A 19,798-nucleotide genomic window follows, 5' to 3' on the forward strand; every position below is an offset into this window, starting at 1 on the left:
TGACCGGGCCCCGGGACCCCTGCGCCGGTTCCGGGGCCCTGCTCGCCTCCGAGGCGGCCCGGCGAGGCCGAGTCGACCGAGGGGTGGCCGATCCGGCCACCCCTCGCTCAGCTACGGTCCGCCCTCGGCCGGGTCACTTCCCGTCCGCCGTCGCCGCCGCGTCGATCGCGGCGAGGGACCTGCGGACCTGATTACGGTCCGTGGTGTACCAGAAGTCCGGAAGTGACGCCTTGAGATAAGCGCCGTAGCGCGCGGTCGCCAGCCGCTGGTCGAGCACGGCGACCACACCGCGGTCACCGGACGCCCGGACGAGACGGCCGGCCCCCTGCGCCATGAGCAGGGCGGCGTGGGTGGCGGCCACCGCCATGAAGCCGTTGCCGCCGGCGTCCTCGACCGCCTTCTGGCGCGCGCTCATCAAGGGGTCGTCGGGACGCGGGAACGGGATCTTGTCCATGACGACCAGCTGACAACTGGGGCCCGGGACGTCGACGCCCTGCCAGAGCGACAGCGTGCCGAAGAGACACGTCTTCGGGTCGGCGGCGAAGTTCTTGATCAGTTCGCCGAGCGTCTCCTCGCCCTGGAGGAGGATCGGGAACTCCGGGATCCGCGAGCGCAGCTCCTCCGCGGCGAGCTGGGCGGCCCGCATGGAGGAGAACAGCCCGAGCGTGCGCCCGCCGGCCGCCTGGATCAGCTCGGTCAGCTCGTCCAGCATGTCGGCGCGGTCACCGTCGCGCGCCGGACGCGCCAGGTGCTTGGCGACGTACAGGATGCCCTGCCGGGGGTAGTCGAAGGGCGAGCCGACGTCGACGCCCTTCCACTTCGGCAGGTCCTCGCCCTCCGCGCCCTCCGGGCCGAGCCCCAGGGAGGCGCCGACCCCGTTGAAGTCGCCGCCCAGCTTCAGCGTGGCCGAGGTGAGGACCACGGACCGGTCGGCGAAGAGCTTCTCCCGGAGCAGGCCGGAGACCGACATGGGAGCGACCCGGAGGGACGCGCCGAAGCGGTCGTGCCGTTCGTACCAGACGACGTCCCACTCCGAGCCGTTCACGACCCGCTCCGCCACGTCGTGCACCGACTCCACCGAGGCGAGCGCCTGCTTGCGGACCGCGTCCTCGTCCTGGACGGACTTGTCGCGGGTCGCGCCGATCGCGGAGATCACCGTACGGGCGGCGTCCCGCAGGGCCGTCAGGGCATAGCCGAGGTCTTCCGGGATCTCCTCCAGGCGGCCGGGCAGCGCGAGTTCCATGAGCCGCTCGAAGCCCTCGGCGGCGGTCTGGAGCTGGTCGGCGGCCTTCTCGTTGACCAGTTTGGCGGCTCGGCGGACCGCTCGGTTGACCTGGCCGGGAGTGAGTTCGCCGGTGGCGACGCCGGTGACGCGGGAGACGAGTTCGTGTGCCTCGTCCACGATCAGCACCTCGTGCTGCGGCAGCACCGGGGCGCCTTCGATGGCGTCGATGGCCAGCAGGGCGTGGTTCGTGACCACGACCTCGGCCAGCTTGGCCCGCTCCCGGGCCATCTCCGCGAAGCACTCCGCGCCGTACGCGCACTTCGACGCGCCCAGGCACTCCCGCGACGACACCGACACCTGCGCCCAGGCGCGGTCGGAGACACCGGGGGTGAGGTCGTCCCGGTCGCCGTTCTCGGTCTCGTCCGCCCAGTCCCGCAGCCGCAGCAGGTCCTGGCCCAGCTTGCTGGTGGGCGCGGCGGCCTCGAACTGGTCGAAGAGGCCCTCCTCCTCGTCCTGCGGCATGCCCTCGTGCAGGCGGTGCAGGCACAGGTAGTTCGACCGGCCCTTGAGCATGGCGAAGTCGGGGCGGCGGCGCAGCAGCGGGTGCAGGGCGTCCACCGTGCGCGGCAGGTCCCGCTCCACGAGCTGGCGCTGCAGGGCGAGGGTGGCCGTCGCCACGATCACCCTGTCTCCGTGCGCGAGCGCGGGCACGAGATAACCCAGCGACTTACCGGTGCCGGTGCCGGCCTGGACCAGCAGGTGGGATCCGTCGTCGATCGCCTCGGCGACCGCTTCGGCCATGGTCACCTGGCCGGGGCGCTCCGTGCCGCCGACGGCGGAGACGGCGGCATGCAGGAGTTCGGAGAGGGAGGGCTTCGTCATAGCCCGACCACCCTACGGCCCTGCACTGACAAACGGGGGGTCGTGGCGGGGGCGGGGGGCTGGATCACGGCCGGGGCTCCTGGGTGGTGGCGGGTCGGTGGGGGGTGACTGGGCGAGGGCGGCTCGGGGGCTCACGGGAGGAGGGTGGCTCGGAGGCTCACTGGAGGAGGGTGCCTCGGATGGTCAGCTATCCGAGGGGCGCCTCGGAGGCTCGGCCTCGGGGCTCGGCTCTCCGCTCTCGGCTCTCGGCGGGCGTGGACGCGCGCCGAATTTTTTCTCCCGCCCGGGAACACCGCGGCACCGCCGTTCGTCTCTCATGGTGAGCACCCGTGCACGGTGCGCTACAGCACATCGCGCAGGACCCGGTCCCGGATCATGAGGGCGGCCTGCTTGCCGGGCAGGTCGACCTCGGCCTCGAACCGGAAACCGGCGTTCAGGAACGCGGCGACGGAAGGAGTGTTGCGAAGATCGGGTTCCGCCACCACCCGGGTGCAGGCGGGGCGCCTATCGAGGATCAGGTCGGCCACGGCACGCAGCAGGACGGACCCCAGCCCTCGGGCCCGGTTCGCGGCGTCGCCGACGAGGAGATGGATCCCGGCGTCGTGCGGACGGGCCGGGTAGCGGCGGGCCAGTGGATCCAGGTCCGCCCGGTAGACCTCCCAGTAGCTCATCGGGGTGCCGTCCAGCACGCCGAGACACGGGACGCAGCGCCCGTCGCCGTGGAACTGGGCCCGCACGTGGTCCTCGGTCCGCCGCCGGGGCCCGGCGAGTTCCCAGAAGTCGGCGACGGCCGGGTCGTTCATCCACCGGTGGATGAGCGGCACGTCCTGGTCTACGCGTACGGGCACGAGCCGGAAGGCGCCGGCCGGGGTCGTGACCGGGCCCCAGGCGGCGAGCCGGCCGAGGGGTCCGGCCGTCGTCCCGGCCCGCAGGGCGAGGAACTCGGCGGGCAGCTCCAGGTTCAGCGTGTCCTCGCCGTCCGGGTCGTCGTCCTCGACGGTGAGCCGGCCGAACGGGGAGGTCCGGGGGCCAGCGGTGGACTCCCGTGGACCGGCGCTGTTCAGGTGGGCGAAGGCGGGGCCGGTCCCGGCGATCACTTCGGTGGGAGGCACGGGTGCTCTCCTCTCAGGAGACGAGGTGGGTCAGGGTCCTCGGAGGTCCGGCAAGGCGGCGCGCGGTGGGCGCGGTCCGCTCAGGCGGTGCGCGGAGGGGTGCTGCTCAGGAATGAAGGGGGTTGGCGATGGTGACGTAGACGGACTGGGTGTCGACCGGGCCGGCGAGTTCGTCGAGTCCGCGCAGCCGGGTCAGCAGGTTGGCCTTGCAGCGCAAGCCGGGCGAGTCGAGCAGGAGGCCGGGCAGGGAGGAGCGCAGCGGTGCCGGCCCCGAGGCCAGGGCGGCGAGGAACCGGCGGAAGGCCGCGAGGAGCAGTCGCTCGTCGGCGAGGTGCTGGGAGCCGAGGGCACCGATCAGGCCGAAGACGTTGTTCACGGCGAGGTAGTAGGCGAAGCGTTCGTCGGCTACCTCGTCCGGGACGAAGGTGTCGCTGTGCTCGCCGATGCCGGGCAGCCGGGAGGCCAGTTCGGCCCGCCGGGACGCGCGGAAGTAGTACCCCTGGTTGTCGCGGTACCGGCCGCCGGCGGGCCAGCCGTCGCCGTCCAGCAGGAGCAGCGTGTTCTGCTGGTGCGCTTCGAGGGCGATGCCGGCCTCGCCGTCCAGCCAGAGGACGGGCCGGACGACCTGCTCCAGGTAGCGCAGGAACCACTCCGCCGCCACGGCGCCGAGGGGCCGGCCGGTGCGTACGGCGAGCCGTGTGAGGAGGTGGGCCAGGCGTGACCGCACGGGCCAGGTGGCCGGCCTCGGTGCGGTGTCGGCGGGCGGTACGGCGAAGGGGCGGGGTGAGAGGAGTCCGGCGACGCAGCCGATGTCGTCGGCCGGGGTGAACGGGTTGTGCCGGATCATCACGTCGAGTCCCGGCAGGGGCAGTCCGTCCGGGTCGTCGACGGCGAGCCAGGCCGGGTCGCGGACGATGTCGAAGGCGGGGTGCGCCGTCCGCCACCGCTCGGCGAGCCCGGTGCGCAGCAGCCGGTGGACCTCGACTCCGCGGTGGAGTTCCTTGCGCAGGTTCTCCCGCCGGGAGTTGGTGATGCGCAAGGCCAGCGAGAGCTTGAGCATCGCGGGGGCGCCGGGCCGGTGGACGGTGCGTACGGAGGAGGTGGGGTGCCAGTGGGTGCCGAGCGGTCCTAGGTCGCGGAGGAGGCCGGAGTCGAGGAGTGCGGCGACGGCCGGGCGGTGCCGTACCTCGCGTGCCTGCCAGGGGTGCAGGGGCAGGGCGGTGTAGCCGTCGGGCAGCGGCAGGCCGGGGCCGGCGAGGCGGCGGACGAGATCACCGGCGGGAACGGGATGGCCGCGCTCGGTCCAGGCCGAGTCGGTGGCGAGGAGGGAGGGGGCGACAGCGAACCAGTGCAGGGGGAAGGAGCCGTGCGTCTCGGGTGAGTAGCGGCCGGCTTCCGCCTCGGTCAGGCCTTCCCGGCTCTTCGGGGCCGGGTGCAGCGGGTGCCCGAGGAGGAGGGCCTGTTCGGCGCTGAGGAAGAGGTCGGGGGCGTCGGCCGGGTGGTCACGCCGGTGCCGGATGAACTCCGCGGTACGGCGGACGGAGTCGGCGACCCTGGCCACGAGGTCGCCGTCGTCGTCGGGACCGTGGCCGGTGGCCGGGTCAGGTGCGGGGTCCTCGGCTGGGGCGGGGTGGGAGCCGCTGCCTGGAGGGGTGCCGGGGCCGGCACCCGGTCGAGTGCCGGTGCCGCCTGCGGGTCCGGGGATGGTGCCGGTGCTGCCGCCGGGAGGCGTACCGGGGCCGTCGAGGAGGAGTGGTCGGGCCCCGTCATCCGGGGTGTGCGGCGTGGTCGCCTGGGTGCCGGGTGACTCCCTGGACAGCAGGGCCGCGAGGGTGACGGCGTCGACGGGTGGCGCGGTGTCGGGCGCGTAGGCGAGGCGGGGCGGGCCGAAGCGGTGCCATCCGGTCGCGGACCAGTAGCGGACCGGCGCGATCAGGGCGGTGCCGCTGGCGGGCAGCGGGATGCGCAGGCTCGCGGTGGCGGGGGCGGCGAGGCCGGTCTCCCGTACCCAGCACCGCAGGAGGTTCTCGGCGGTGGCGGCCTGGGCCGCACCGCGGGGATCGGGGTCCTCCAGCGGGTCGGGGCCGGGCACCGTCCGGCGCGCGGGGTCCACCTGGCGCTTCTTCTGCTGGGGGACGGCGTCGGTGAGGGGTACGGCGGGCTGGGCGGCGGGGTCTCCCTGGTCGTCGGGGGCGCCGGAGCGGCCGTCGGGGGTGGGGGTGGCGTTCATGACGGCTCCTCTGGGCTGAAGTGGGGTGGCGCGGCCTGCCTCCGGCACCCGCTCGGCCGTCCCGGACCGGTGACCGGCGGCTGCCTGGGCGGCGTGCGGCCGGGAGCCGGGCGGACGGGGAGAGCGGGTGGGTCGAGGGGCTGTGAGGTGGTGGCCGGCGGTCGGTGCCGGCCGGGGTGCCCGGAAGGGGGCGGAGTGCGGAAGGGATGCGGGGAGGGCCGTAAGGCCCGGGCCGGCGACGGTGGCCGGGTGGGGCGTGTCCGCGGGTCAGCCGGTGGGCTGGGCGGAGTCCGGGCGGCGTTGCCGGTGCGGGCCGTGGGTCGGGCCATGGGTCGTCTGGTGCCGGACGGCTGCCGCGATCGCGTCGGTCAGGCGGTCGAGTACGGCCGTCACCTGTTCGTCGCTGATCGTCAGCGGCGGAAGCAGCCGGACCACGGACGCGTGCCGGCCGCCGAGTTCCACGATGAGTCCGCGGCGCAGACACTCGCGCTGGACCGCCGCGGCGAGTTCGGGCGCGGCCGGGTACGGAACACGGCGGGGAACCGGTCGGGTCGGTGCCGCGGTCGGGCCGCCGGGGATACCTGGGGCAGCCCAGGCACCGGAACCGGGACCGGGACCGTCGAGGATGGTGGGGGCGCCCGTCGCGCCGGGGTGGCCGGCGACGGGGCCGTCGGGGATGCCGGTTGCTTGGGGACGACCGGTACCGGGGTCGTCGGGGATGCCGGGCGCGCCGGCGGGGCTGCGCTCTGCCGGGGTCGTCCGGTCCGGCTCCGGGTTCACCAGTTCGATGCCGATCATCAGTCCGCGGCCCCGTACGTCTCCCACCCAGGCGTACTCCCGGGTGAGGTCCGCGAGCTGCGTCAGCATGCGGGAGCCGAGGGTGGCGGCTCGTTCGGCGAGGGCGTTCTCGCGGACGTAGGCGAGGGTGGCGGTGCCCGCCGCCATGGCGAGCTGGTTGCCGCGGAAGGTGCCGGCGTGGGCGCCGGGCTGCCAGGTGTCGAGATCGTCGCGGTAGACGATGACGGCCAGCGGGAGGCTGCCGCCGATGGCCTTGGACAGGACCATGACGTCGGGCGTGATGCCGCTGTGGTCGACGGCCCAGAAGGCGCCGGTGCGGCCGACTCCGGTCTGGACCTCGTCGGCGATCAGCGGGATGGAGCGGTCCGCCGTGAGCCGGCGCATACGGCGCAGCCAGTCGTCCGGCGCGGGGATCACTCCGCCCTCGCCCTGGACGGGTTCGAGGATTATCCCGGCCGGCAGGGGTACGCCGGACTTGGGATCGTCCAGGAGGGTCTCGGTCCAGCGGGCGGCGAGTTCGGCGCCGGACGGGCCGCCGAGACCGAACGGGCAGCGGTAGTCCTGCGGATAGGGCAGGCGGGTCACCCGGACGTCCTGGGCACCGCCGGAGGCGGCCAGGGCGCCGGCGGTCATGCCGTGGTAGGCGCCGGTGAAGGCGAGGACGCCGCTGCGGCCGGTCGCGGTGCGGACCAGTTTGAGGGCGGCCTCGACGGCGTCGGTGCCGGCCGGTCCGCAGAACTGGACGCGGGCATGGGCGGCGAGTCCGGGCGGGAGGGTGCTGAACAGCTCGGTGACGAAGGCGTCCTTGACCGGGGTGGCGAGGTCCAGGACGGAGAGGGGCGCTCCGGAGTCGAGGACCCCGCGGATGGCCTCCAGGACGACCGGGTGGTTGTGGCCGAGGGCGAGGGTGCCGGCACCGGAGAGGCAGTCCAGGTAACGGCGGCCGTCGGCGCCCTCGATGGTGAGCCCGCGCGCCCGCACGGGAACGATGGGCAGGGCGCGGGCGTAGGTGCGTGCCGAGGACTCCCGCGCCGACTGGCGTCTGAGGATCCCCTCCTGCACGGCCCGCGCTTCCCCGGGTGTGCCTCCAGCCATCGACTCCGTTACGGCCACGGCGCGTTGTCCTCCCGGCTGCTCACAGGCGAGTTGGTCTACGGGTACCGGCCCGGACGCCGGGCCACACCGGCTACAACCGCCGACCGTTCGGGCGGTTACGGGGTCGCGGTGAGAACCTTGGCCGGACGGCGTGGCTGTCGTGACCCGCCGTCTCGCCGACCGGCGCCCGGACGGCGGCCGTTGGGGTCGCCGGGCAGCGCGGGCGCCGGAGCCGTCGGACCGCGCGGGCGCCGGGGCGTGGGCGTCGGGCCGCGCGCGCCGGGTCGTCAGGCCGGTGCGCGCGGGGGTCGTCGGGCCGGAGGGCGCCGGGCGTTCGTCAGGCCGCGCGCGTGCCGTCAACGGCGGCCGGGGCGCGGCCGAGTCGGGTCGCGCTCCGTCCGGGCGGTGCGCGCGGAGCCGGTTCGTTCCCTGCTCAGGCAGCCTGTGACGGAACCGTTGCCCTCCCGGCAGAACTCCCCCACAGCGACCGCATAGTGTGTGTTGCCGTTCCCAGAAGGCCGCGGGACCGGCAGGAACCGTCCATGGTTCGCCGCCGGTTCCGGGGCCGTAGCGCCGAGTTCCTTTCACAGCAGGGGGAGTCACGAACATGCGATCCATACGGCCGTCGTTCACCGCTCGGCGAGGAAGGGGTGGTCGCCGCACCTCCGCCTCGCTGACGGCGGTCGCCCTCGTCTCGGCGCTGGCGCTGACCGCCACCGCCTGTAACGGCGACGGTGACGACCATGCCGACGGCAACCCGTCCGCGACCGCCGCGGGCACCGGCGACGGAAAGATCAGGATCCCGGAGGACCTCAAGCAGAGGCTCAAGGAGCACGGGATCGACATCGACAAGTGGAAGAACGGCGCCTGGAAGAACTGGAACAAGGACGACTGGCTGCGCGAGGCCAACGACTTCATCAACCCGGTCATCAAGGGCCTGTGGGACCCGGACCGGATGCGCGGCGCCGACGATCCGGACCGGGGCGTCGACGGCAACGACCTCTCGGGTGACCAGGGCGTGACGGACCCGACGCCGACGCCGGTGCAGGCGCAGGCGGTCGCGCCGCCGTACCACTCCAGCGCGGCCACGTCCGGCAAGCTGCTCTTCGACTCCCCCGAGGGCACCATGGTCTGCTCGGCGACGGTCGTGCAGGACCCGGCGCACCCGGGCAAGTCGAACCTCGTCTGGACGGCCGGTCACTGTGTGCACGCGGGCAAGAAGGGCGGCTGGTACCGCAACATCGCCTTCGTGCCGTCGTACAACGACCAGGGCATGTCGGCGGCCGGGCTGGAGCACGCGACCCGGGCCGAGGTCGCGCCGTACGGCGTGTGGTGGGCCGACGCGGCGAAGACCTCGCAGCAGTGGATCAGCGAGGGCGGCCAGACGGGCGGCAACGGTGCCTCGTACGACTTCGCCGTCATCCATGTGGCGCCGGAGCAGGGCGGCAACGGCAAGTCGCTGGAGGAGACGGTCGGCGGGGCGCTGCCGGTCGACTTCGACGCGCCGGCCGTGCCGAAGGTGGACAACATCACCGCGACCGGTTACCCGGCGGCGGCGCCGTACGACGGCCGGCTGCTGTACCAGTGCCAGGACAAGCCGGGGCGGCTCTCCATCGAGCAGTCCGACCCGACGATGTACCGCATCGGCTGCTCGATGACCGGTGGGTCCTCCGGCGGCGGCTGGGTGGAGACGGGCGCCGACGGCAAGCCGGCGCTGGTGTCGAACACGTCCATCGGCCCGGTGAGCGCGGGCTGGCTGGCCGGTCCCCGGCTGGGCGAGGTGGCCAAGAAGCTGTACGACTCGGTGAGCGAGCAGTTCGCCGGGCGATGAGACGAGCCGGGCGGCGCGGTCGGTGTGCCGACGCGGTGAACCCGGCGAGGCCCCGCCGCCCACCCGCGCGCTGAACACGGCGAAGGCCCGCCGCCCCTGGAGGGGGCGGCGGGCCTTCGTGGTGCCGTGTGGCGTGGTGCCGTGTGCCGTGGGTCAGGCTGCGGAGACCGGTGTGTACGGGGTCAGGTCCGCCGCCAGTTCCTCGTGCACCCGGACCTTGAGCAGGGTGCCCTCCGCGGTGTGCTCCTCGGAGAGCACCTCGCCCTCGGTGTGGGCGCGGGCGACCAGCTTGCCGTGGGTGTAGGGCACGAGCGCTTCGATCTCGACCGCGGGGCGGGGCAGCTCGTCGTCGATCAGGGCGAGCAGCTCCGCGATGCCCTGGCCGGTGCGCGCCGAGACGGCGATCGAGCGCTTCTCGACCCGCAGCAGCCGCTGGAGGACCAGCGGGTCGGCCGCGTCCGCCTTGTTGATCACGACGATCTCGGGCACGCCGGTGGCGCCGACGTCCCGGATCACCTCGCGCACGGCGGCGAGCTGCTCCTCCGGGGTGGGGTGCGAGCCGTCCACCACGTGCAGGATGAGGTCGGAGTCGCCGACCTCCTCCATGGTGGAGCGGAACGCCTCGACCAGGTGGTGCGGCAGGTGCCGGACGAAGCCGACGGTGTCGGTCAGCGTGTACAGCCGGCCGCCCGGGGTCTCGGCCCGGCGGACGGTCGGGTCCAGGGTCGCGAACAGGGCGTTCTCGACCAGGACACCGGCGCCCGTGAGGCGGTTGAGCAGGGAGGACTTGCCGGCGTTGGTGTAGCCCGCGATGGCCACGGACGGCACCTTGTGGCGCCGGCGCTCCTGGCGCTTGATCTCGCGGCCGGTCTTCATCTCCGCGATCTCCCGGCGCATCTTCGCCATCTTCTCGCGGATCCGGCGCCGGTCCGTCTCGATCTTGGTCTCACCGGGGCCACGCGTGGCGAGGCCGCCGCGACCGCCACCCATCTGCCGGGACAGCGACTGACCCCAGCCGCGCAGCCGCGGCAGCATGTACTGCATCTGCGCGAGCGCGACCTGCGCCTTGCCCTCGCGGGACTTGGCGTGCTGGGCGAAGATGTCCAGGATCAGGGCCGTACGGTCGATGACCTTGACCTTGGCCACGTCCTCGAGCTGGATCAGCTGGCCGGGGCTCAGCTCACCGTCGCAGATGACGGTGTCCGCGCCCGTTTCGAGGACGATGTCCCGCAGCTCGGCGGCCTTGCCGGAGCCGATGTAGGTGGCCGGGTCGGGCTTGTCGCGGCGCTGGATGACGCCGTCGAGCACGAGCGCGCCCGCCGTCTCCGCGAGGGCGGCCAGCTCCGCGAGGGAGTTCTCGGCGTCCTGTGCGGTGCCGGTGGTCCATACGCCGACGAGCACGACCCGCTCCAGACGGAGCTGGCGGTACTCGACCTCGGTGACGTCCTCCAGCTCGGTGGAGAGGCCGACGACGCGGCGCAGGGCCGCGCGCTCGGAGCGGTCGAACTGTTCTCCGTCCCGCTCGCCGTCGATCTCGTGGCTCCAGGCGACGTCCTCTTCCATCAGGGCATCGGCCCGAAGACCCTCGGGATAGGTGTGCGCGAGGCGCTTGGTGTCCTGGGGAGAGGAAGAAGAGGAGGTCATTGGATCCTTACGTCGATAGGGTTGCCGTTGCGGCATCGGTGCGGCGATCACGAGGACCGCTCGTCTTGTTCAACGCACGGGTACCCCGGGAGATTCCCGTGTCCCCTGCGTGCGCCGACCCGTAGATGGTCGCACGGGACGGCGCGTCTCGTCACGGGGTTATCGCCGGGTGTGGGGCGGGGCTCCCTTGGCCGCCGCGGTCGGCTTCCAGTCCGGGTGGCCGGGCATGGGCGGGGTCTTCTCGCCGTACAGCCAGGGCCTGAGGAAGTCGCCCAGGTCGCGGCCGGCGACGGCGGAGGCCAGCCGGACGAAGTCGGCGGTGGTGGCGTTGGCGTCCTGGTGCTCGTCGACCCAGATCCGCTCCAGCCGCTCGAAGGCCGGCCGGCCGATCTCCTGCCGCAGGGCGTAGAGGACGAGGGCGGCGCCGTCGTAGACGTTGGGCCGGAAGATGCCGATCTTCTGGCCGGGGGCGGGCGGCTTGGGCCGGGCGGGCGGGCCGCCGGCCTCGCGCCAGCGGTCGGAGGCGCCGTAGGCGGCCTTCATCCGGTCGGCCAGCGGCCGGTGCGCGGTCTCCTCGGAGTACAGCGCCTCGTACCAGGTGGCGTGGCCCTCGTTCAGCCAGACGTCGGACCAGGCGCGCGGGGTGACGCTGTCGCCGAACCACTGGTGGGACAGTTCGTGGACGAGGATCGACTCCAGGTACCACTGCGGGTAGTCACCCTCGGTGAACAGCTTCTTCTCGAAGAGCGAGAGGGTCTGGGTCTCCAGTTCGAAGCCGGTGGAGGCCCCGGCCATGAGGACGCCGTAGGTCTCGAACGGGTACCGGCCGACCTTGCTCTCCATCCAGGCGATCTGGTCGGGTGTCTTCGCGAGCCAGGGTTCGAGGGCCTTGCGGTCGGCGGCGGGCACGACGTCGCGCAGGGGCAGTCCGTGCGGTCCCTCGCGGCGTACGACGGCGGAGCGGCCGATGGACACCTGGGCGAGTTCGGTGGCCATGGGGTGCTGGGTGCGGTAGGTCCAGGTGGTGGTGGGGCCGACCCGCTCGGCGCCGGCGGGCAGGCCGCCCGCGACGACCGTGTAGTCCTTCGGCGCGGTGATCCGGAAGGTGAACATCGCCTTGTCGGACGGGTGGTCGTTGCACGGGAACACCAGGTGGGCGGCGTCGGCCTGGTTCGCCATGGCGAGGCCGTCCGCGGTGCGCACCCAGCCGCCCTGCTGGTCCGCGCCGTAGACGGGGTCGCTGGTGTGCCGGACGGTGATGCGGGTCCAGTCGCCCTCGGCCAGCGGGTGCGGCGGGGTGACGACGAGGTCCTCGCCGGCGCCGGTGAACTCGGCGGGGCGTCCGTCGACCTCGACGGAGCGCACGGTGCCGTGCGCGAAGTCCAGGTTGAGCTGCTCCAGGTCGGCGGTGGTCCAGGCGTCGATGGTGGTGACGGCCTCCAGCGGCTTGTCGTTGCTGCCGGAGTAGGTGAGGGAGATGTCGTACGAGGCGACGTCGTAGCCGGGGTTGCCGAGGTAGGGGTAGAGCCGGTCGCCGACGCCGAGGGGTTCGGCCGGGGCCGCGGCGGCGACGAGGCAGACGCAGACCGCGGAGGCGAGCAGGGCCGCCGCGCGGTGCCGCGAGATCGGGGAGCGGGTCCGGTGCGGCAAGGGCGTGGGGCGGGGCCGGCGCCCGGGGGTCTCGGGCCGGGTCCGGGCGCGGGAGCGGGGGGTGAGCAGCATGGACCACCGCTACCAGGGCCGGTCCGCCCGGCGGCGGCGACGCGCGCCCGGCCCACTCGATCGGGTAGCCGGACGCCCGCGTCAGGAGGGCGGTGTCTGGTGCTGGGCGCGGCCGACGTCGTACACCCCGGGCACGTCCCGCATGGCGCGCATCAGGGCCGGGAGCCGGGCGGCGTCGGGGAGCTGGAGGGTGTAGGTGTGCCGGACCCGCTGCTGGCTGGGCGGTTCGACGGTGGCGGAGACGATCTCGGCGCCTTCCAGGGCGATGGCCTCGGTCAGGTCGGCGAGCAGATGGGGGCGGCCGAACGATTCGGCGACCAGGGTGACCCGGCATCCGGCGGTGTCGCCCCAGCGCACGCCGGTCTCCGCGCGCCCCACGCTCTTCATGTGCGCCACCACGGCGCACTCCACGCGGTGCACGGTCACCACTCCGCCGCGCACCGGGAACCCGGTGATCTCGTCCGGCGGTACGGGCGTGCAGCACCCGGCGAGCCGTACGACGGCGCCGGGCCGGTCCGCGAGGACGTCGGCGGGCCGGGGCCACGGGGCGGGTCCGGCGCCGTCGGAGGCCGCGTCCGGGTGGGTGGCGGAGGCGGTCGTCGCCGCGGTGCCCGGTGCGGCGGTGGTCCCGGCGGGCGTGTCCCGGGTGCCGCGCGGTCCGGCGCCGTCGTCCGGGTCGGCGCCGCCGCCGGGGTGGGTGGCCAGCCAGCGCTGGATGGCGATGCGGGCGGCCGGTGTGTGGGCGTGCTCCAGCCATTCGCGCGACGGCTCGGAGGCCGGGTCCTGGCCCATCAGGAGCTGGACGGTGTCGCCGTCGCGCAGGACCGTGCTGAGGGTGGCGAGGCGGCCGTTGACGCGGGCGCCGATGCAGGCGTGCGCGTCCTCGCCGTACTGCGCGTAGGCGGCGTCCACGCAGGTGGCGCCCTCGGGCAGGCCGAGGGTGCCGCCGTCGGGGCGGAAGACGGTGATCTCGCGGTCCTGGGCGAGGTCCTCGCGCAGGGTGGACCAGAAGGTGTCCGGGTCGGGCGCGGCCTCCTGCCAGTCGAGGAGGCGGGAGAGCCAGCCGGGCCGGGTCGGGTCGGCGCGTTCGCCGTCGGCGGGGGCGCCGGGCGCTGCCGGGTCGGCCGCGGTGGTGTCGGCGGCGGGCGCGTACGGGTTGCCGAGGGCGACGACGCCGGCCTCGGCGACCTTGTGCATCTGGTGGGTGCGGATGAGGACTTCGACGACCTGGGCGGCGGCGGGGGTCCCCCCGCGCGGGGCGGTGCGCGGCTGGGGCTGGGCGACGGCGGTGTGCAGGGACTGGTAGAGGTTGAACTTCGGTACGGCGATGAAGTCCTTGAACTCCGAGACGACCGGCGTCATACAGGTGTGCAGTTCACCGAGGACGGCGTAACAGTCCGCGTCCTCGTTCACCAGCACCAGCAGCCGGCCGAAGTCGGTGCCGCGCAGCCGGCCGCGTTTGCGGGCCACGCGGTGGACGGAGACGAAGTGCCGGGGACGGATGAGGACTTCGGCGGGGATGCCGGCCTCGCGCAGCACCGCGCGCACCTCCTCGGCGACCTCGGCGAGCGGGTCGGCGGGGCGGGCGGCGTTCTCCGCGACGAGGCCGCGGGTGTGCTCGTACTCCTCGGGGTGGAGGATGGCGAAGACCAGGTCCTCCAGTTCGGTCTTGAGGGCCTGCACGCCGAGGCGTTCGGCGAGCGGGATGAGGACGTCCCGGGTGACCTTGGCGATCCGCGCCTGTTTCTCGGGGCGCATCACGCCGAGGGTGCGCATGTTGTGCAGCCGGTCGGCGAGTTTGATCGACATCACGCGTACGTCGTTGCCGGTGGCGACGAGCATCTTGCGGAAGGTCTCGGGCTCGGCGGCGGCGCCGTAGTCGACCTTCTCCAGTTTGGTGACGCCGTCGACCAGATACCGCACCTCCGCGCCGAACTGCTCGCCCACCTGATCCAGCGTCACCTCGGTGTCCTCGACGGTGTCGTGGAGCAGGGAGGCCGTCAACGTCGTGGTCTCGGCGCCGAGTTCGGCGAGGATCAGGGTCACGGCGAGCGGGTGCGTGATGTACGGCTCGCCGCTCTTGCGCATCTGGCCGCGGTGCGAGGACTCGGCCAGGACGTACGCGCGGCGCAGCGGTTCGAGGTCGGCGTCGGGGTGGTGGGCGCGGTGCGCCTCCACGACGTGGCCGATCGCGTCGGGCAGCCTGTCGCGGGCGGCGGGGCCGAGCAGCGCGGCGCGGCCGAGCCGGCGCAGGTCGAGCCGGGGCCGGGCCTTCCGGCGCGGCGCGTCGGGCGGCGCGGACGCGGTGAGCGCCTGCGCCACCGCCGGGGCCCGCACCACTGGTGGCGCCGCCGGTCCAGGGGTCGCAGGGTTCGTGGCCTCCGCACTCATGGGCACCTCCGGCTCGTGGACCGGCGGACGGAGCCCCAGGGCGCACATGGCTCAGGGATGGCGACGTTCCCCCCGTCCGTGCCGGTGCTTGATGCTACCGACCCCACCACGTGCGACCGACCGCCTCTCGCCGAGCGTGAAACGGATCACCCATTCGAGCGACGGAATCGAGGTTTAGGTTTCCGGGTCAGCCGAACGCCTGGGCCAGCCACTCCGCGTCGAACGTCCCCTCGGCGACGATCACGGCGGGGCCGGTCATCTCGATCTCGCCGTCGGGCCGCTCGGTGATGACCAGGCGCCCGCCGGGCACGTCCACGGTGTACGTCGCCGGGGTGCCGGTGACGGCCGGGTCGGCGCCGTCGCGGCGGGCGGCGGCCACGGCGACGGCGCACGCGCCCGTGCCGCACGAGCGGGTCTCGCCGGAGCCGCGCTCGTGCACGCGCAGGGCGACGTGCCGGGGGCCGCGGTCGACGACGAACTCGACGTTCACACCGTCCGGGTAGGCGGCCGCCGGGCTGACCGGGGGCGCGCTGTGCAGATCGCCGGCCTGCGCCAGGTCGTCGACGAAGGCCACCGCGTGCGGGTTGCCCATGTTGACGTTGCGCGCGGGCCAACTGTGCGCGCCGACGCTCACCGTGACGTCCCCCTCGGGGAGGCGGGCGCGGCCCATGCCGACGGTGACGTCGCCGTTCTTCGCGATGTGGACCGTCTTCACGCCCCCGCGCGTGGCGATGGCGTGGTCGCCTTCGGCGAGCTGACCGGCGTGCTGGAGGTAGCGCGCGAACACCCGCACGCCGTTGCCGCACATCTCGGCGACCGAGCCGTCGCCGTTGCGGTAGTCCATGAACCACTCGGCCTCGCCGGCCATCGCCCGGGCCTCCGGGTGCGCCGCGGACCGTACGACGTGCAGCACGCCGTCCCCGCCGAGGCCCGCCCGGCGGTCGCACAGCGCGGCCACGGCGGCCGGGGACAGGTCGAGGGCGTTGTCCGGGTCCGGCAGGATCACGAAGTCGTTCTCGGTGCCGTGACCCTTGAGGAAGGCGATCCGTGTGCTCATTCCTCGATCGTACGGGAGCGGACCGCACGCCCCTTCCGGGGACGTTCCGGCCGTTCCGGCACGCTCCGGGGACGCGTCAGCGCAGTCTGGCCACCCGCCACACGGCGAGGATCACCACCAGGGCGACCAGCAGGACGTAGCCGAGTACGACGCGCCAGTCGGGGCGGCGGCCGGAGCCGCGCGGGGGCAGGCCGGGCCAGGTGTGGCCGACGCGGCGGGCGGCCATCATGCCCCAGCCGGCCGCGCAGGAGCAGATCAGCAGGCCGAGCATGGCGATGACGGCGCCGCTGTCGCCGAAGTCGAAGGCCAGCGGGAAGGCGAACATCAGGGAGCCGACCGCGGAGAGGCCCACGATGGGCGCGAGCTGCCAGATGCGCAGCCGGCGCTGCGGGCGCAGCTCGACCTCGACCTCCGGGCCGCCCGGATACATCTCCTCGGGCGCCGGTCCGTCGGCGGTGACGCCGCCCGCGGTCTCGTCGGGCCCGTCGTCGGCCAGCCGGTCCCCGGGCAGGCCGTCGTCGGCGAGGCGGTTCTCGGGGGGCCGGGCTTCGGAGAGGCCCACGTCGGGGAGGCCGATTTCGAGGAGGTGGTCGCCGGGCAGGCCGGTGCCGGGGAGGTGGTCCCCGGGTGGGCCGTCGTCGGCGAGGCCGCCGTCTTCGTCCCGGCCGCGGCCGTCACCCTCGGTGGTGACGTGCTCGGCACTGCGTGCGGTGTCGCGAGGGCCGGCCTCCATCGCCACGCGCCCTCCCAACTAGGCTCCACTTGGTCGATCGAAGCTCGATGATGGCACGGCGCCACAGGCCGCGATGACCGGCGGCGCATCCCGATGCCATGACGTGATCAGGCTGTAACCGGTCGTTCGACCAACGCCAGGGCCTGCTGCGGAAGTTCCCCGCGGTCCGCGACGGCCCCACTCAACCAGTGCACCCGGGGATCACGCCTGAACCAGGAATCCTGGCGGCGCGCGAAGCGCTTGGTGGCTCGCACGGTCTCGTCCCGCGCTTCCGTTTCGGTGCACTCCCCGGCCAGCGCCGCCAGTATCTGCTGGTAGCCGAGCGCGCGCGACGCCGTGCGCCCCTCGCGCAGGCCCTGCGCCTCCAGCGCGCGCACCTCGTCCACGAGGCCCGCCTCCCACATGCGGTCCACGCGCCGCGCGATGCGGTCGTCCAGTTCCGGCCGCCCGACGTCGACGCCGATCTGGACGGTGTCGTAGACGGAGTCGTGGCCGGGCAGGTTCGCCGTGAAGGGCCGGCCGGTGATCTCGATCACCTCCAGCGCCCGGACGATACGGCGCCCGTTGCCCGGCAGGATCGCGCGGCCGGCGTCGGGGTCGGCGGCGGCCAGCCGGGCGTGCAGGGCGCCCGGGCCGCGCAGCGCCAGCTCCTCCTCCAGCCGGGCCCGGACCTCCGGGTCGGTGCCGGGGAACTCCAGGTTGTCGACGGCTCCGCGGACGTACAGACCGGAGCCGCCGACCAGGACGGGCCAGCGGCCCTCGGCGAGCAGGGCGTCGATCCGGGCGCGGGCCAGCTTCTGGTACTCGGCGACGGAGGCGGTGACCGTCACGTCCCAGATGTCCAGCAGGTGGTGCGGGACGCCGCCGCGCTCCTCGGGCGTCAGCTTGGCGGTACCGATGTCCATCCCCCGGTACAACTGCATGGAGTCGGCGTTGACGACCTCGCCGCCGAGCTGCTGGGCCAGGAAGACGCCGAGATCGGACTTTCCGGCCGCGGTGGGTCCGACGACGGCGATGACGCGCGGGGCGACGAGTGCACTGCTCACCGCACCAGTCTCGCAAACCTCCCGGCGGGCTCTCGAACGAGTTACGTGACAGGGCGCTTCCCGGGTTCGTTGCCCGGGGCGAGACGCCGCCCGCCGGGCTGCCGGGGGCGGAAACCCGGGCGGCGCAACCGTACGCACCGGGTGACGCGGGATTTCGCCCGCACGAGTACCGTATGGAGTGGATATGGGCGTGTTTGCACGGCTTCTCGGCAGGTCGAAGACGGCTCCGGAGGTGTCGGACGCGGCGGCCCGGACCGGTCTGGAGCCGGACGGGGCCGAGGCGGAGCCGGCGGGCCGGGCGTTGGCGGCGTGGACCGGCGGAGCGGACCCGGAAGGAGCGGACGCCGAAGGAGCGGACGCGACCGGAGCCGGGGCCGTCGTGGCGGAGGCGAGGGATGGCTGGGAGGCGGACGCGGTGGCCGCGACCGGTGTGGTGACCGCGGCGGACGCGGGCGAAGCGGCTGGGGACAGGCGCGAGGCCGTGACCGCGCGGGCGGACACCGGCCGGGACGGCGGGTCCGAGGGCGGCATCCCCCGGCAGCAGTCCGCCGGGCAGGTCGCCGACAGCGCGGCCGGCGAGGGCGCCCGCAGGTAACGGCCCGCGAGGAAGGTGGACCATGGGTCTGATGGACAGCATGAAGGCCAGGCTGGGCCCGGCCAAGGACAAGGTCTCGGACCTCGCCCGGCAGCACGGGGACAAGGTCCAGCACGGGCTCGACAAGGCCGCGAAGGCCGTCGACGAGCGGACCAAGGGCAAGTACAGCGACAAGATCCAGGCGGGCACGGGCAAGGCCAAGGAGGCCGTGGACCGCCTCGCGCAGCAGAGCGGCCCGACGGCGTCACCGACCGGCACGACGGAGTCGACCGGACCGGCGGCTTCGACCGGTACGGCTACTAGCGGTACGTCTTCGACCGGTACGAGGACACCGCCGCCCGACCCGATGACGCCGACCCGCCCGGAGGGATCACCCCCGGAGGGGCCACCGCCGGTTTCCTGAGCCTCGGCCGTGGGCACGGCCTGCGCGGCGGACGGCCGTGGAGCGACACGGCTCCCGGCCCTCCGCCGCCGCTCCTGCCCTCCCGGCCTCAGGACCAGGCCGCGACCAGATACCCCACGCCGTACGGCGCACCCTCGTACAGCAGGGCGCCGGTGAGGCCGGCGTCCTGAGCCGCGCCGGCGAGGATCTGCCAGGGAGCGCGGCCGGCGGCCTGCAGTTCACGGGCGAGTCCGGGGTCCAGCGCGCGCAGGGCCGCCAGGTCCGCCGCGCCGAGCGCCCGCGCGACCTCCGCGTCGAAGGGCGCCGCCCGTTCGTCCAGGTAGCCCGGTGCCTTCAGCGTGCGGCAGGCGCTGGCGTCGCCCAGGACCAGCAGCGCCACCCGCGCGGCCCGGCCGGCGAGTGCGCGGCCGGTCTCGGCGCACCGCTCCGGTTCCAGCGTGTCGGCGACGCCGAGTCCCTCGATCGGGGCGTCGGCCCAGCCGGTCCGCTCCAGCAGCCAGGCACCGACGGCCAGCGAGGCCGGCAGCTCGCGCTCGGGGACGGGCCCGGTGGCGGCTCCCAGGCGTACGTCGACGTCGACCCCGAAACCGCGGAAGGTGCCCGGGGCGCCCTGGGGGAACGTGCCGAGCCCGTCCGGACCGGCGGTGCCGACGACGACCAGCAGGTCGGGGCGGGCGGCGGCGAGCACGCCGAGCGCGTCGGAGCAGGCCGCGCGAGCGGCGTCCAGTTCCGGAGCGGCGCCCGCGGCGACCTCGGGCACGAACAGTGGCGGACAGGGACAGACTGCGGCGGCGACAAGCATGATCGGCAGGGTAGCCCCACGGGCGGCCGGCCGCTGTCGATCCCCGGCCGGACCGCCTATTCCTCTACGTCAGCCCCCGGCCGGACCGCTCAGCACCGGCTCACCGCCCGTACCGCTTTCGGGCCCCCGCGTCGCCGTCGTACCGCGTCCGCGCCGCCCGTGTCACCGCCGTACCACGCCCGCGACCCAGTGTCACCGTCGTACCGCGCCCGCACCGCACGGCGCCGGCTCG

Annotated in this window: 14 protein-coding genes; 3 read left to right on the plus strand and 11 right to left on the minus strand. The window is 74.1% G+C overall.

Annotated elements, in window-relative coordinates; translation table 11 throughout:
- Nucleotides 1-133 precede the first annotated feature (133 nt).
- The 4 genes from ACZ4SV_RS13530 to ACZ4SV_RS13545 all read right to left on the minus strand — a co-directional run bounded on the left by ACZ4SV_RS13530 (nt 134) and on the right by ACZ4SV_RS13545 (nt 7,342).
- Nucleotides 134-2,107, minus strand: a complete 1,974-nt coding sequence (locus tag ACZ4SV_RS13530; RefSeq protein ID WP_397943263.1) for an ATP-dependent DNA helicase — start codon at nt 2,105-2,107, stop codon at nt 134-136.
- A 341-nt stretch (nt 2,108-2,448) separates the two neighbouring features.
- Entirely contained in the window at nt 2,449-3,219 is a 771-nt protein-coding gene (locus ACZ4SV_RS13535) for a GNAT family N-acetyltransferase (protein ID WP_468004058.1), read from the minus strand.
- A gap of 106 nt (nt 3,220-3,325) precedes the next feature.
- On the minus strand, nt 3,326-5,449 hold the full coding sequence (locus ACZ4SV_RS13540) for an IucA/IucC family protein (protein ID WP_468004060.1): 2,124 nt from the start codon (nt 5,447-5,449) through the stop codon (nt 3,326-3,328).
- Nucleotides 5,450-5,716: 267 nt separating this feature from the next.
- Nucleotides 5,717-7,342: a diaminobutyrate--2-oxoglutarate transaminase family protein gene (locus ACZ4SV_RS13545; RefSeq protein ID WP_468004062.1), complete on the minus strand. Its 1,626-nt coding sequence runs from the start codon at nt 7,340-7,342 to the stop codon at nt 5,717-5,719.
- Between the two features lie 607 nt (nt 7,343-7,949).
- Between ACZ4SV_RS13545 and ACZ4SV_RS13550 the strand changes: the two genes are divergently transcribed.
- On the plus strand, nt 7,950-9,173 hold the full coding sequence (locus ACZ4SV_RS13550; RefSeq protein WP_468004064.1) for a trypsin-like serine peptidase: 1,224 nt from the start codon (nt 7,950-7,952) through the stop codon (nt 9,171-9,173).
- 153 nt (nt 9,174-9,326) lie between these two features.
- Here ACZ4SV_RS13550 and hflX read toward each other — a convergent pair whose 3' ends face one another.
- From hflX to miaA, 6 genes are all read right to left on the minus strand, one after another.
- Nucleotides 9,327-10,817, minus strand: a complete 1,491-nt coding sequence (hflX, locus tag ACZ4SV_RS13555) for a GTPase HflX (protein WP_365877034.1) — start codon at nt 10,815-10,817, stop codon at nt 9,327-9,329.
- A gap of 159 nt (nt 10,818-10,976) precedes the next feature.
- Nucleotides 10,977-12,539 carry a M1 family metallopeptidase gene (locus tag ACZ4SV_RS13560; RefSeq protein WP_468004066.1) on the minus strand — a complete coding sequence of 521 codons (1,563 nt, stop codon included), beginning with the start codon at nt 12,537-12,539 and terminating at the stop codon, nt 10,977-10,979.
- Between the two features lie 81 nt (nt 12,540-12,620).
- Nucleotides 12,621-14,930, minus strand: a complete 2,310-nt coding sequence (locus ACZ4SV_RS13565; RefSeq protein WP_468004068.1) for a RelA/SpoT family protein — start codon at nt 14,928-14,930, stop codon at nt 12,621-12,623.
- 187 nt (nt 14,931-15,117) lie between these two features.
- A complete protein-coding gene (gene dapF / locus ACZ4SV_RS13570) occupies nt 15,118-15,987 on the minus strand; it encodes a diaminopimelate epimerase (protein ID WP_468004070.1) in 870 nt (289 codons plus the stop codon).
- A gap of 76 nt (nt 15,988-16,063) precedes the next feature.
- Nucleotides 16,064-16,498: a hypothetical protein gene (locus ACZ4SV_RS13575; RefSeq protein ID WP_365877042.1), complete on the minus strand. Its 435-nt coding sequence runs from the start codon at nt 16,496-16,498 to the stop codon at nt 16,064-16,066.
- Between the two features lie 329 nt (nt 16,499-16,827).
- A complete protein-coding gene (gene miaA / locus ACZ4SV_RS13580; RefSeq protein WP_397943250.1) occupies nt 16,828-17,766 on the minus strand; it encodes a tRNA (adenosine(37)-N6)-dimethylallyltransferase MiaA in 939 nt (312 codons plus the stop codon).
- A gap of 184 nt (nt 17,767-17,950) precedes the next feature.
- Here miaA and ACZ4SV_RS13585 point away from each other — a divergent pair, with 184 nt between their 5' ends.
- Together ACZ4SV_RS13585 and ACZ4SV_RS13590 are read left to right on the plus strand one after the other, a co-directional pair.
- Complete coding sequence (locus tag ACZ4SV_RS13585; protein ID WP_468004072.1) at nt 17,951-18,361, plus strand: hypothetical protein; 411 nt, start codon at nt 17,951-17,953, stop codon at nt 18,359-18,361.
- 31 nt (nt 18,362-18,392) lie between these two features.
- On the plus strand, nt 18,393-18,764 hold the full coding sequence (locus ACZ4SV_RS13590; RefSeq protein ID WP_468004074.1) for an antitoxin: 372 nt from the start codon (nt 18,393-18,395) through the stop codon (nt 18,762-18,764).
- A gap of 88 nt (nt 18,765-18,852) precedes the next feature.
- On the opposite strand, the gene ACZ4SV_RS13595 is transcribed toward ACZ4SV_RS13590, so the two are convergent.
- The gene (locus ACZ4SV_RS13595) at nt 18,853-19,566 is read right to left on the minus strand and encodes a class III extradiol dioxygenase subunit B-like domain-containing protein (RefSeq protein WP_468004076.1); all 714 of its coding nucleotides are present in this window, start codon (nt 19,564-19,566) and stop codon (nt 18,853-18,855) included.
- Nucleotides 19,567-19,798: the final 232 nt, after the last annotated feature.

It is taken from the genome of Streptomyces sp. NPDC027672, assembly GCF_055566335.1.

Excerpts from the sequence above, each read along its gene's own strand:
- ACZ4SV_RS13545 (WP_468004062.1), bottom strand. The coding sequence starts at position 7,342 with ATGGCTGGAGGCACACCCGGGGAAGCGCGGGCCGTGCAGGAGGGGATC.
- hflX (WP_365877034.1), bottom strand. The coding sequence starts at position 10,817 with ATGACCTCCTCTTCTTCCTCTCCCCAGGACACCAAGCGCCTCGCGCAC.
- ACZ4SV_RS13540 (WP_468004060.1), bottom strand. The coding sequence starts at position 5,449 with ATGAACGCCACCCCCACCCCCGACGGCCGCTCCGGCGCCCCCGACGAC.
- ACZ4SV_RS13560 (WP_468004066.1), bottom strand. The coding sequence starts at position 12,539 with ATGCTGCTCACCCCCCGCTCCCGCGCCCGGACCCGGCCCGAGACCCCC.
- dapF (WP_468004070.1), bottom strand. The coding sequence starts at position 15,987 with ATGAGCACACGGATCGCCTTCCTCAAGGGTCACGGCACCGAGAACGAC.
- ACZ4SV_RS13590 (WP_468004074.1), top strand. The coding sequence starts at position 18,393 with ATGGACAGCATGAAGGCCAGGCTGGGCCCGGCCAAGGACAAGGTCTCG.
- ACZ4SV_RS13595 (WP_468004076.1), bottom strand. The coding sequence starts at position 19,566 with ATGCTTGTCGCCGCCGCAGTCTGTCCCTGTCCGCCACTGTTCGTGCCC.
- ACZ4SV_RS13565 (WP_468004068.1), bottom strand. The coding sequence starts at position 14,930 with ATGAGTGCGGAGGCCACGAACCCTGCGACCCCTGGACCGGCGGCGCCA.
- ACZ4SV_RS13585 (WP_468004072.1), top strand. The coding sequence starts at position 17,951 with ATGGGCGTGTTTGCACGGCTTCTCGGCAGGTCGAAGACGGCTCCGGAG.
- ACZ4SV_RS13550 (WP_468004064.1), top strand. The coding sequence starts at position 7,950 with ATGCGATCCATACGGCCGTCGTTCACCGCTCGGCGAGGAAGGGGTGGT.
- ACZ4SV_RS13530 (WP_397943263.1), bottom strand. The coding sequence starts at position 2,107 with ATGACGAAGCCCTCCCTCTCCGAACTCCTGCATGCCGCCGTCTCCGCC.